Origin of the sequence: Mesorhizobium sp. 131-3-5 (assembly GCF_016756575.1) — a bacterium.
GTDB classification, from domain to species: Bacteria; Pseudomonadota; Alphaproteobacteria; order Rhizobiales; family Rhizobiaceae; genus Mesorhizobium; species Mesorhizobium jarvisii.
The window spans coordinates 3182153-3194576 of sequence record NZ_AP023254.1 but is presented as its reverse complement, the minus strand read 5'-3'; the positions used below and the strand labels follow the sequence as shown (position 1 = coordinate 3194576).

The window sequence follows — 12424 nt, the reverse complement described above, 5'->3', positions numbered from 1 at the left end:
CTGGTGACACGGATATAGACACAGCCATTTGCCGGATAATCAGCCGTCTCTTGACATCACTATTCGGAAATTGCGAACAAAGAGCATGGATCGCCTGGACACGATGCGGCTCTTCGTTCGCGTGCTTGAGCGGCGCAGTTTCACCGCTGCCGCCGCCGATCTCGGCCTGCCGCGCTCAACCGCGACGGAAGCGATCCGCCGGCTCGAAGAACATCTCGGCGCGCGGCTATTGGAGCGGACGACGCGGCAGGTGAACGCCACGCAGGACGGCGGGGCCTATTACCGGCGCTGCCTGTCGATCCTGGCCGAGATCGAGGATGCGGAAGCCGCCTTCCGCAAGGCCGAACCCTTCGGCCTGCTGCGCATCGACGCCAGCACGCTGCTCACCCGCACCTTCCTGTTGCCGCGCCTGCCGGAGTTTCTTGCACGCTACCCCCGCATCGACCTGCAGATCGGCCAGAGCGACCGGCTGGTCGACCTCGTGCGCGAAGGCGTCGATTGCGTCATCCGTGTGGGCGAGCCGCCCGACAGCGGCATGATCATGCGCCGGCTGGGGATGATCCGCGAGATGACCTGCGCCAGTCCCGCCTATCTCTCTCGCCACGGCACACCGGCCTCCCCCGACGCGCTCGACAGCCATCAGGCGGTGGGCTTCGTCTCGTCGCGCACCGGCGAGGTGCTGCCCTTCGAATTCACCGTCGGCGGCAAGACCCGCGAGATCAGGCTGCCGGGCCGCGTCGCCGCCAACAATTCCGACACCGCCGCCGACCTGGCGCGGCTCGGCCTCGGCCTCATCCAGGCGCCGCGCTATCGCTTCGAGAAGGATCTTGCTCAGGGCATGCTGGTCGAAGTGCTGGCCGACTACCCGCCCTCGCCGACACCGCTGTCGGCGCTCTACCCGCAGAACCGCCAGCTCTCGCCGCGCCTGCGCGTCTTCCTCGACTGGGCCGCGCGCATCTTCGCCGAGGCGAACCTGTAGGAATCTCGCCGCCATCGACCCCATCGCGACGAAACCGTAGGTATTGAAGCAAAATGGCAGTATTCTGCGCAGTCTGGGGTCTTGGGGCAAAGGGATGGATTTCAGCACGGGCCATGGCTACCTCCTCATCGGCGGCCTCATCCTGGTCGGCGCCGGGCTGCTCATCCTGTCGCTGATCGTCAATCTTCGCGTCGCCCACAGCGTGCGCCACGACGTGCGCCATCGCGAAAAGCTGCTCGAATATTATCGCAACATCTTTTCGCAGCTGGGCGTGATCCTGATCGGTATCGGCGTGTCGCTGTTCATCTTCTTCTTCCAGCAGAACTATCAGGACCAGCGCCGACGCGAGACGGAACTGCAGCAGGTTCTCGCCAAACTCGCCGCGCGCATTGCCCGCGGCGCGCCGGTCATGCAGTCGCTGGAGGAATTCGACGAGTTGCTGGATGAAGGCGGGCCTTATCTCAGCCCTCAACTCGGCGGCAAGAACACCGCGGTCAGTCTTCACGGGACAGAGCTCGGCAAACAGGCGGCCAGGATCCTGCTGGTCGAGCGCGACGTCGATCTCGCGGACTTCGAGGTGCTGAACCTGTCGCGCGATTTCGAATCCTCTTTTGTCGTCAACGAGCTCGATTCCAGGCTGTGGTTCGACATCGTGCGCGACGAGAGCGAGATCAAATACGCCACCACCCAGCTCGCCCTCGACTACAAGGACCTGCGGGACACGATCGGCGGCGATCCGGCGGAGGCAGCGGTCGCCGACCCGGAAAAGGAGCGCCGGGTCAAGCAGGAGGTGCTCGACATCTTCTACGATGCCGATCTGCTGCGCCAGCGCTCCAGGCAGCATCTGGCCCGCGCGTGCTGGCTGTTCAGCCAAGGGCGCGGCTTCGTCGGCGCGGCCCCCGTCAATGCGATCGAGGCCGATGCCAGGTCGCACCAGGAATGGCTCGACCGCTCAAGATCGGTGCTATCACAGTCGAAGTCGGGCAGCGGCGACTGCTTCAAACTGCTCCGCTACGGCCAGGGGTCGTGAGGTGTGAACCAGCGGGCAAGGTCCGCTGCTCTGGTGACAGCGCCAAACACCTTCAAACACCGGGTTAGCGCCGGAAGCGGACTGTCCGTTTCCGACGCCGCCGGTTACCCCGCGTTGCTTAGTTCGTCGCTAAGCGCGCGCTCGTTGGGATCGATCGAACCCAAATTCTTCACAACCCGGAATCGACCGCCCTGCGCCTGCGCTATGTACATGTTCATGCGAACATGATGCTGGCCGGGGACCATTTCGGCCGGACCACCCGGTCCCTGGCTGATGCGGGCGTGATCGAGAGCCCGGATGACCGCGTCCCGCTCGGCACTGCCCGCTTCCTTCACCGCCGCTTCCCACATCTTGATCGCCCGGTAGTGCCCGGTGCATCCGCTGCCCGCGGTCAGGGTAGCCCCACCAGGGAACCGCTCACCGTAGCGGCGCAACAGCGCGCGACCGAACGGTTCGTCGAGTTCCTGGTAGTAGTCGAGGCAGCTGTAGAGGCCTTCGATCTGATCGGACGGCACCAGATTGAAGAAGTTCTCGTCGAAGTAGGTGCAGACGATCTTGCCGCCGCGTTTGCCGAAACCGGCCTTGTGCAGTTCTTCGAGGAACGGCGTCAGGCCCGGCGGGACGATGGTGTTGAAGACCACGTCGGTGCCGCTCGCCATGATCTGCCGCACCGTCCGCCGGAAATCGACGGTGTCCAGCGGAAAATACTCCTCGCTGACGATCTCGCCGCCATTGGCGCGCACCGCCCGGCTCGCCGCCTTGTTCAGCAAATGGGGCCAGATGTAATCGGCCGACGGCAAATAGAACCGTTTCGCGCCGGTGCTGTTCATGAGCCATGGTATCAGCGGCTCGACCTGCTGGGCGGGCACAGGCCCGGTGCAGAAGATCAGGGGATCGTTTTCCTGTCCCTCATACTGCTCGGTGTAGATGTAGAGCGTCCTGCCCCGGGTGACCGCCTCGCTCTTGATGGCCAGGCGGGTCGAACTGTAGATGCCGCCGACGACCACGTCGACCTTGTCGACGTCGACGAGTTTCGCGGCCTTTGCCTTGGCAACGCTGTCTGTGGTCTCGCCATCCTCGATGACGAGTTCCACTGGCCGGCCGAGGAGGCCGCCTTTGGCGTTGATGTCGTCGACAAGCATGGTGGTGAGGTTCGCATTTGCAACGCCCATGAAAGACAATGGGCCGGTGAGTTCGGCGATAAGACCGATCTTGATGGGTTTCGGATCCATTTGATTTCTCCAAATCTGGGGTTCGTCGGGCACGCGCCGCCGCCGAGCGGCAGGCGGCGCTCAATGCGGGGCTTCAGGCCTCGTAGTGGCCGAGCAGCAGCGCCGCCTGCGGCTTGCCGACATGGCCGGCTTCCTGCAGGATCGCTGGCACCTCCGGATCGGACACGAAATTCTTCCAGCCCTCGGCGTCCCAGTCGAAGATCGCCCAGACGCGGTCGGGCTCGCTGGGGTCGCGGAAGACGGTCGCGCCGTTCGAGCCGTGCAGCCGGCGCTTGTCTGCGCCCTTGGTCGAAAAGATACGGATGAAGTGGTCGATATCAGCCACTTTGGTGGTTGCGAGAAGCATCTGATTTCCTCCTGTCGGTCGCGGTCACCATTGAACCGTCGACAGGACTACGATGCGCGCCCCGGAGCGGGCGCACATGGGGTGGATTCCCTATGCTTGCGTTTCGCCTGGTCGGACAAGGCCGTGCTCGACCGCGTAGAGCGCGGCCGCGGCACGGGTGGTCACGCCGATCTTGGAATAGACGCTTTGAATATGGTGGTCCGCGGTCTTGGGCGAGATATCCAACTTTTTGGCCACTTCCTTCGCCGTGAGCCCGGCGGCGATCAGGCGCAGCACCTCGATCTCGCGCGGCGTCATGCCGGCCAGCGCTTGCGGCACGGCTCGCCGCGATGGCTGCCCGGCGAAGGACAATACGGCCTCGGCGGCGTCGGGGCAGATACAGCCGTCACGCACGGCGGCGCGCAGCTGGGCGGCGGCCGCCTCGCTGGACAGCGCCTTGCGGTGCGGACGTTCTTCTCGCGACGTCTGGAAGGCTTCGGCAGCGGCCAGGATCCTTGCCGCCGGGGACAGGTCCGAGCCGCCGACCTTGCGGTGATAGCCGGAGCCATCCAGGCGCTCGTGATGGCGAAGCACGAGCGCGGCCATCGCCTCGCCCTCGCGACCGAACGAGGCCAGGGCCCGCTCGCCGTAATAGGCGTGCAGTTGTGCGGCGTCGCGTTCGCGCACCGACAGCGGACCGTTGCGCATCCAGGTCGCCACCGGCACCACCAGTTCGCCAATGTCGTGGATGCAGCCCGACCAGCGCAGCGCGCGAACGTCAAGGTCGGGCAGCCCGATCCGTTTGCCCGCACCCATGGCCAGTTCCGACACCATCCTCGAATGGCCCTGCGTAAACGGCATGCGCATGTCGATCATGTCGGCTATGGCCAGGAACGCCTCATCGCAAGCCCCCTCGTCCAGCGTCACCGGCGGATCCGGCTCGAGCGCCAGGATGGTTTCGCGGTCGACCGTCGCGCCGATGCCCTCCATCAGGACCGCCGCGTTGGCCGAGACGAGCCGGGCCAGATCCGCTTCGTATGGACCATCGCCGCGGCTGGCGACGGTTTCGGCCATCCCGTCGATGCCGACGGCATCGCTGAGCGCAATCGCATCCTGCGCCAATGTGATCAGGCGCACGGCGGGCAGGACATCCTCGCCACTCAGCCCGCGCGGCAGGCCCTTGCCGTCCCAGCGTTCGTAGATCTGCCCGAGATTGCGCCGGATCTCGTCGGACAGGCCGAGCCGCTCGCCGATCCGTTGCGCGACCTCGCAATGCGCGGTGAGCACCGGGCGCGCCACCGCGAGCGCCTGCGACATCGCGGCCTCGATCGCCCTGCCCTGCGCGTCAGGCTCGAGATCGTAGTAGAACCGCTTGAAGGCCTGCACGAAGACCCTGCCCAGTTCCGCACGATTGCCCATGTCGAGACCGACAAGATCCTGGCGCAGGGCGATCTCGTCGCCGAACGTGGCCGACAGAAGGTCCGTGTCGGCATTGCAGCCGACATAGCGCAGCATCGACTGATGGTAGGCGTTGCGCCGAACCTCATTGGAAACACCCGCGAGGTCGGCGATCCGCATTGCAAGCACGCAGGATTTCAGCGCGAAGTCGCGAGAATGGCCAGTGGCGAGGTCCGAGGCATAAGCCAGGACCATCATGAAGTCCGCCCGGCGTATCGAGACAGCTGTCATCGCACACCCCCAGTGATCCCTATGCTAGCCCCGTGCGCCGTCGATACCTAGGGGAAAAATCTCAAGCCGGATGTAGAAGAAACAGAGCGTTCTGTTTGGACCGGATGCGGTCTGGCAGCTTTACGCTGGGAATAGTCAGAAGTGGACGTTTAGGCATCCTGACTACATCGATTGTGCGAAGCGGACGAGAGAGACCCCGATCGCTAGGCATTCTTGAGGGCCGCGAAATGCGGCGCATTGTGGGAGGCAGGCGGGAATGGGAGCCGCCTCGCGCTAGCTTGACTGTTGAGCGCTTCCCGCGACGCGTCCGACGCAGGCGCGGGAAGTCTCCGTGTCATGCCTGATCCATCCCGGGCTTACGCCTTCGCGGCGTTCCGTGCAGCCTCGAATACATCGCGCGCAGAGGTCGTCCCCGCTACGTGCTCCGTACCCGCAATGCCGAGGTCCATCCAACCTGCATTCACGGCCCCAAACATTTCTTCGGCAGGTCCGGAGCGGCCCTTCGGGATGCCGAATTGCTCGAACGCTTCCGGCCCTATACGGGACGAGACGCTGATTGCCCGCCCACTGGGCCTGTTGCGCATGGTCAACGCTGCCAGTCCCGCCTATCTGGCGCGCTATGGCGTCCCTCGATCGCTGGAGGATCTCCAGCGTCAGGAACATCGGACAATTCATTTTTCGACGATGCTGGGCGCAAGACCCCATGGATGGGAGTATCCGGACGGCGACAGCTACGCGACGCTTCAGTTGCCAGGTGCGCTACACGTCAACAGCGCTCAGACCTACGAAGCCGCCGCCCTCGCCGGCCTTGGCCCGATTCAGGCTCCACTCTTGGGGGTTGGCCAATAAGTGGAGAGTGGAGCGCTGGTGGAGATCATACCCGATTTTCGCCGCCGGGCGCTCGCCGTGTCCCTCGTCGTGGCACATCGCAGCAACCTGTCACGTCGAGTCCGCGCATTCATGAAATGGATCGAAGATGTGCTGACCCCGTATCTGGAATAGAAAGACGAACACCTTCGGCCGGCGCCCGGGAACGGCAAGGATGAGGCGCATCGCCGATCACGGCCCCACCAGTGAAGTAGGCCATTTGTGGTCAAATCCGTCGCCTCGGCTAGCTGGTGCCTTCACCCGGGAAGACCAGCTTTTCTGAAGCCTGACATGAACAGCTCGAGGGCGACTTGGTCGGCGAACGGGAGACCTGACATCAGCCGGACAGTCAGGTCGTATTTCCTCGTTAGTGCGCTCTCGACTTCAGCGCGCGCCTTCTCCATCTCGCCCAAATGTGCGTACGACGCCGCGAGGAAGGCGTGAATGAAGAATTGGTCACCGGCCTTCTGATACGAACCGACGGCTTCCGAATACCGTCCTAGCAGGAACAGGGAGCTGCCCTTCACCTCCCAGAACCATATCGGAGGTAACGGGTCGCGCAGGAGCGCAGCTTCGAGCACGCTCAGCGCCGTCTCGGCCTGTCCGCCGTAGTTGAGCCAGCTTGCGTAGTCCCCTGCTATGTTCACGTCTAACGGATTCAACGAGCGCGCGCGCTCGAAATGCACTCCCGCATCGCCATGTTGGCGCATGTGTATAAGCACCAGCCCCATGCTCTGGTGACAGACGCCATCGCTCCTGTCGAGAGCGAGCGCCGTTTGTGCCGAGTCCCAGGCCTTCTGTAGCGTCCGGGGATCGTTGTCGTACCAAAATCTGCCGACGAGGGCTTGCGCGAGGAAGGCATGGCCTTGAGCGAACGTCGAATCTAGCTCGATGCACCGGACGAAGAGAGGCTCGGACTTATCCAATTCATATCGGTAGAAGTGTGCGCGCCCCTGCAGGTAGTAGTCGTACGCATCCCAATCGGCCGGAGGCTTGCGTCTCGTCCGGCTCGCAGAATCGGCCTCCGCTTGGCCTTCGACCATCGAGGCGATGAGAGCCGCAAGCTCGTCTTGCAATGCGAAGATGTCGTCGAGGGCCCGATCGTACCGTTGAGCCCACAGGTGAGTGCCGGCGGCGGCATCAATCAACTGTGTGGTGATCCGAATGCGATCACCGAGCTTTCGTATGCTGCCTTCGACGAGGTAACGAACGCCTAGTTTGCGATGGACTTCGGCAACGTCCAATGTCGGATGGCGAAACTGAAAGGATGAATTGCGCGCGATGACGAGTAGGGACCGGAACCTGGCCAGCTCCGTAATTATGTCCTCGGTTATGCCGTCGCTGAGATACTGCTGGTCCTGATCGCCACTCAAGTTGGCAAAAGGCAGCACCGCAATCGACGGCTTGCCGGACGGTGGTGTAGGCCTGCGGAATGAGCTCGCCACCGGCTCGACGGTCCCGGTGAAGCGGTAGCCGACGCGAGGCACCGTGGCGATCCACTCGCCGCCGTTATCAGCCGGACCGAGGGCCTTTCTGAGTGTCGCGATTTGAACGGTAAGGTTGCCTTCCTCAACGGCGGTGCCTGGCCAGGCAGCATCCATCAGTTCGGCCTTGGTCAGTATCTCTCCGGGCCGTGCCGTAAGCGCAGCAAGCAGGGTCAGCCCACGATGCCCAACAGCTATCGGGGTTTCTTCTCTAAGAAGCGTACCGATGTCGGGATCGAGTACGAACGGACCGAAAGCGATGCGAGTCCCCTGCATTTGGGCATACTAGACTTTTCGGAAGTTTTCGGAAACGTTTCGGCGTCAGCATTGCTGTTGCTGCCCCCGACTGTCGGATCAAGGCCACTGACTGCGACCGCCGACACGACTGGTAATCGCAAACGGCTCTCTGGATCCGAAAGCGCTTGCTGACCTACAGGACCGCTGTGACACTGACCAACTCTCCACCCTGACAAATGTAATCTGCAATATCGTTATGCCGCGATGCCGCGCATGGGGTCGGCGCCAGCGATGTCCGCCTTCACATTAAAGCTGCCAACCAATGGGCAAAGGATACGCTGACTGAATGTCGGAGCGCCGTTTGCTCGCACTCCGGGCAATCCAACCACGCTGGGGGCTCAAGAGACCCGCTACGCCCTTTCTGGTCAGGAGCAAGTCCGCGAGAATTTGCCACAATGATGGATGTGTGCCTTTGAGCTCGCCTCACTATTGCCGGCGTCTCAACTCTGCGGCAATCATCGATTCGTCTTGTCGTAGGGACAACCGCCCAGCCGCTGCCAGTGCTTGTTTCCAAGTAGAGACGGCGAGGGCGTGGCGGCCATCCAACCACTGCGCGACGCCGGTCCAAAGACCGTATTGTGGAACGCCGACTGGAAATACACGACTGTAGCGTTTGAGCTCATGCAGCGCTTGGCATTCCCATTCGCTCCATTGGTCGTACTCGCGCGAGAGCCCAGCTTCACGGCCACGTAAAAGCAGTTCGGAAACTCCTGAAATGCCGACCAATGTGCTGTGGGAAGACGGTCGACGCATCACGCGCAACAAGCGCAGTGTTTCGACCGCGGCCTGGATACTTTCGGCATGCAGACCGGCACGCGCGAGGGCAAGTGCAAGTGCTCCTTTGGTCGAGATCTGCGCGGCGAGATCGACCGAGCCGAGCATCGCGGACGTTATTAGTCGAAGGATGTCGATCGCTTCACGAGGGTTATCCATATGGAGCACGCACAGCGCCTTGCATCGGAGCGCCCAGATTTCTTGCTGGATGTTTCCGGCGTTCTGCGCGCGCGATAGTAGCGCAAGGGAGGTATGCTCCAATGCACTCCGATCGCCGCGATAATACAATGACCAGAAGCGCATTCCTTGTGCGTTGCACCAACTCAGTTGATCTCCGGCCCTTAGACACAACTCTTGCGACTGATCGAGGCGGCGATCGACCACCGACCATTCACAGCGCCCAAGGTGCCAGAGCGCGTCGAGGTTGCAAACATGGGCATGGACTGCTGGATCGGCGAGCGCGAGCGCGACCCGTTCTGCCCTTTCCATGAAGTGTTCGCACGCGTTCCGCCAACCCAAAATGCCGAGCCCACACGCTAGTTGCGCGGACGCGACTGCCATCTCTACGGAGAACCCGGTGCGCTCCGCGTGTGTTACAGCCCCAACGAGATTGTACATCCCCAGCGAAAAGCGAAGCTCGAAATAGTCGACCATCGCCGCTTGGTTCAAGCATCGAGCCAGTTCTCGCTCCCAAAAGCGCAGATCATCCCGCTGGACCCATCTTGGCGATGGGGGGTAGGCTTGTTGGAAGGCGAGCCGCAAGCCACGCCAGAGCAGACGGATCAAAATCGTTGTAGGTGACCGAAGAACCGGCTCACCTGCCACTCGGAGCGCGCGCCTTACAGCAATCCCCTGAGCGTGAATGTCGCCACGGCTATAATGCGCCTCGGCGAGTTGCCTACGCCAACGTACCGCCTGTAGTTTCTGTTCAACGCTCCAAGTCGGCTGCTTTGGTTCGTGTGCCAAGCAGATGTCAAGAAATGCGGCCACCTCTCGAAACGCACCAGTCTGTAACGCCTTCGTTGCTGCCAAATCGGCATATTTGACTGCCTTCTCGTCATTGCCGGCGGCCTCAAAGTGTTGAACGAGAACTGCAGTGTCCGCTCCTAGGGAATCTCCCGGACTTGATTCGATCCAGCTAGCCAAGGCTCCGTGCAGCTTGTGCCGCAGATCGCCTGGGATCGAACCATAGACGACGTCTCTGGTCTGATCGTGCCGAAATTCGTAGTTCCCTTCCACATTCCCCCGGCGCACCAAATGCGCGGCCACAAGAGATTCAACGGCAGCACCCACGGCGTCGGGACGCAAGACATCCTTAAGCAATACCTCGAGTGCCTCGCTGGTGAACGAACGCCCTACTACCGCTGCGGCCTTGATTACGTCCTGGCCAACAGTATCCAAGCGATCGACGCGCTCTCGTATGACCCGTTCGACACCCTCGAAATATCGAAGGCCGTCGAGTGGACGGATCGGACGCCAGAAACCATCGCGCATGGCGATCAGTCCCTCGCTCTTCAATGTCAGCGCGATTTCCTCAGCGAAAAAAGGGTTGCCGCTGGCCAGCGCCGAGACCCGTCGCGCCAGCTCCTCGTCTGGGGGCACGGCCCCCAATGTACGAGCAGCCAACTGGGAGATCGATCCTTCACTGAGTTCCTCAAGTTCCAGAATGCGACAGAAGAGTGAGGGATCGTCGGCTCCCGATCTAGTTGCGCTCTTCCGCGCCGCCTGGGTCCGTCGGTGCAGATTTTTGAACTCCTCCGGAACCTCCTCGGCGCGCAGGCATAGGATAATAAGCAATGAAGATAGTGATCCGAGAACCCACTCAACGAGTCGCCACGACGCAGAATCGAGCCACTGACTATCCTCAAGCACCAATGCCAAGGGGCGTGGCGCCAATTCGCCTATGATATCGCCCAAGAGGCGCATCGTAGCATCAGCACGATGAGCGCCCTCTAGGTGCCGAGTTCCTTCATTCTGGGCGATCTCGACGGCCAACATGTCCCCGAGCAAGGGCACTCGCCCAAGAATTGACGAATTACCTTGGACACTTGCGATGAGGCTCTCAAGCACATCGACGCCACTGCTGTCGGCAGGCAAGCCAAGAACGGATTCCAGTACACGCCGCCACGTCAGCAGAGAGGTACGTCGATCATCCCGCTCGGCGCGTGCCACCGAAACCATAGTGCCGGTCGAACGCAATTCATCGGACCACGCACTCACCAGTGCGCTTTTCCCGATGCCTGGCTCACCAACCACCGCCACCAGACGGGTCGTGCCGGCGCGTGCTTCTTCGAACGCACTCCTAAGAAATTCCAGTTCACTGTGGCGGCCAATGAGCGTCGTAGGAAGTAGCGCCGGCAAATGGGGCTCCAATGGACGGAACACGGGCGCCATATCCCCAAGTCCCTCCAACTGAAACGCACCACGCTTCTCGAAAGAGAATGTCGCCCTGCTCGCCCGTTCGGTCGGTGCGTCGCAGAGGACATCCCCAAAGACCGCCGTCATCAGTCGCGCCGCGCGATTGACCGGCGGGCCGAAGACCATAAGTTGCCGCCTTCGCAAGCTGCCCACGACGCGAAACAACGCATCGCCTGTCGCCACGCCGACCGAGACGGAGAGTCCCAATCGCGAAACGGTGACGCTTATGGCGCGGGCGGCATCGACGGCACGCTGTGGGTCGTCACGGTGAAACGCACCCCGCGCACCGAATGCGGCCATGAATACCAGGCCTTTGTCGTCGAAAAGCAACTCACCAGGCGGTCCGCCTCGCCCTCTCAGGATCTCTTGGAGTGATACACACAGCGTCTGATGACGGGACAACGCAAGCGGATCGTGATGATCTAGCCCTACTATGCGGGCGAAAAGTACGGAAACGGGTCTGATCTCTGCCAGTGCATCCAAACGGGCGTCCAAACGGCGATCTTCATCGATCTCTATCGCAGAAACGTTAAGCGCGATTCTCGCGCTTTGCTCGTGAACAAGCAACACATCTTGCAATTGTGGAGGCAGGAACTCCGCCAACCATTGGGGACGTAGCAGGTCCGATGACGCTTTCAAGCCGACTTGCTGGTGACCCGCAACCCCGTCAACGATCGCTTTCATTGCGCTTTCAGAGAGCACGTATTCCCAGCGGCCCGCAAGCGCTTGTGATTTTGCAGCCAGAGCGACGGCATCACCGCCGGCGACCAGATTCCAGACCGGCTGGCCACCCAACGAAGCAGCCCAGAGTGTGCCGGCGCCCACGCCAACGTGTAGGGCCGGAGCAATTTGGCTCGTCGAGATGTCTGGCCGGTCGTTGCGATCACGGCAGATTGCTTCGGCGCAGGCGGCTGCGGCCTGGGCGGCAGCTCCAAGGTTGTCGGAGTCAGCCGCCCAATATGCCAGGAGAGAGTCCCCCGCAAAGTAAAGCACTTCACCGCCACGATCGAGGATTTGCTCAGCGCATCGGGCATAGGATAGGCTCAGCAGCCTCGGGATTTTTTCAAGTCCTTCTTGTCCGCGCCGTGCCAGCTGTTCGACCAAAGGCCGTATATCGGGATACATCAACAAACATCACGACAGCTGGAAATTCAATGGCGGCAGGGCGATCTCCAGACGTGCCGTGAATTCTAGCAAGGAGCTTTAATGGCAGCAAACTCCCAAGTAGCTCACAACTACCCCCCATGACCTCCTACCTATAGTTGTACAGACAAATTTGACACGGACGCCGAATACCTCGACGCAAATAGCAAACCAACTCGTATTTAC

At 61.8% G+C, this 12424-nt stretch carries 9 protein-coding genes; 4 read left to right on the top strand and 5 right to left on the bottom strand.

Annotation, left to right across the window (positions count from 1 at the left end; all coding sequences use genetic code 11):
* Positions 1-85: 85 nt before the first annotated feature.
* On the top strand, positions 86-979 hold the full coding sequence (locus JG747_RS15590) for a LysR family transcriptional regulator (RefSeq protein WP_202362156.1): 894 nt from the start codon (positions 86-88) through the stop codon (positions 977-979).
* Between the two features lie 94 nt (positions 980-1073).
* Positions 1074-2009: a hypothetical protein gene (locus JG747_RS15585; RefSeq protein ID WP_202362155.1), complete on the top strand. Its 936-nt coding sequence runs from the start codon at positions 1074-1076 to the stop codon at positions 2007-2009.
* Positions 2010-2113: 104 nt separating this feature from the next.
* Here JG747_RS15585 and JG747_RS15580 read toward each other — a convergent pair whose 3' ends face one another.
* The 3 genes from JG747_RS15580 to JG747_RS15570 form a co-directional block, all read right to left on the bottom strand.
* A complete protein-coding gene (locus tag JG747_RS15580) occupies positions 2114-3241 on the bottom strand; it encodes a substrate-binding protein (RefSeq protein ID WP_202362154.1) in 1128 nt (375 codons plus the stop codon).
* A 73-nt stretch (positions 3242-3314) separates the two neighbouring features.
* Positions 3315-3587, bottom strand: coding sequence for a hypothetical protein (locus JG747_RS15575; RefSeq protein ID WP_010910579.1), 273 nt, complete (start codon positions 3585-3587; stop codon positions 3315-3317).
* A gap of 90 nt (positions 3588-3677) precedes the next feature.
* A complete protein-coding gene (locus JG747_RS15570) occupies positions 3678-5255 on the bottom strand; it encodes an HD domain-containing phosphohydrolase (protein WP_202362153.1) in 1578 nt (525 codons plus the stop codon).
* 582 nt (positions 5256-5837) lie between these two features.
* Between JG747_RS15570 and JG747_RS36995 the strand changes: the two genes are divergently transcribed.
* Complete coding sequence (locus JG747_RS36995; protein ID WP_244748406.1) at positions 5838-6104, top strand: hypothetical protein; 267 nt, start codon at positions 5838-5840, stop codon at positions 6102-6104.
* A gap of 18 nt (positions 6105-6122) precedes the next feature.
* Entirely contained in the window at positions 6123-6257 is a 135-nt protein-coding gene (locus JG747_RS37540) for a hypothetical protein (RefSeq protein ID WP_274609713.1), read from the top strand.
* Between the two features lie 122 nt (positions 6258-6379).
* Here JG747_RS37540 and JG747_RS15560 read toward each other — a convergent pair whose 3' ends face one another.
* Positions 6380-7882 carry a winged helix-turn-helix domain-containing tetratricopeptide repeat protein gene (locus tag JG747_RS15560; protein ID WP_019859462.1) on the bottom strand — a complete coding sequence of 501 codons (1503 nt, stop codon included), beginning with the start codon at positions 7880-7882 and terminating at the stop codon, positions 6380-6382.
* A gap of 447 nt (positions 7883-8329) precedes the next feature.
* Positions 8330-12199 carry an ATP-binding protein gene (locus JG747_RS15555; RefSeq protein ID WP_167626437.1) on the bottom strand — a complete coding sequence of 1290 codons (3870 nt, stop codon included), beginning with the start codon at positions 12197-12199 and terminating at the stop codon, positions 8330-8332.
* Positions 12200-12424: the final 225 nt, after the last annotated feature.

Bases quoted from the DNA above. Each gene is read 5' to 3' on its own strand.
- JG747_RS15560 (WP_019859462.1), bottom strand. From the start codon at position 7,882: ATGCAGGGGACTCGCATCGCTTTCGGTCCGTTCGTACTCGATCCCGAC.
- JG747_RS15570 (WP_202362153.1), bottom strand. From the start codon at position 5,255: ATGACAGCTGTCTCGATACGCCGGGCGGACTTCATGATGGTCCTGGCT.
- JG747_RS15575 (WP_010910579.1), bottom strand. From the start codon at position 3,587: ATGCTTCTCGCAACCACCAAAGTGGCTGATATCGACCACTTCATCCGT.
- JG747_RS36995 (WP_244748406.1), top strand. From the start codon at position 5,838: ATGGTCAACGCTGCCAGTCCCGCCTATCTGGCGCGCTATGGCGTCCCT.
- JG747_RS15580 (WP_202362154.1), bottom strand. From the start codon at position 3,241: ATGGATCCGAAACCCATCAAGATCGGTCTTATCGCCGAACTCACCGGC.
- JG747_RS15590 (WP_202362156.1), top strand. From the start codon at position 86: ATGGATCGCCTGGACACGATGCGGCTCTTCGTTCGCGTGCTTGAGCGG.
- JG747_RS15585 (WP_202362155.1), top strand. From the start codon at position 1,074: ATGGATTTCAGCACGGGCCATGGCTACCTCCTCATCGGCGGCCTCATC.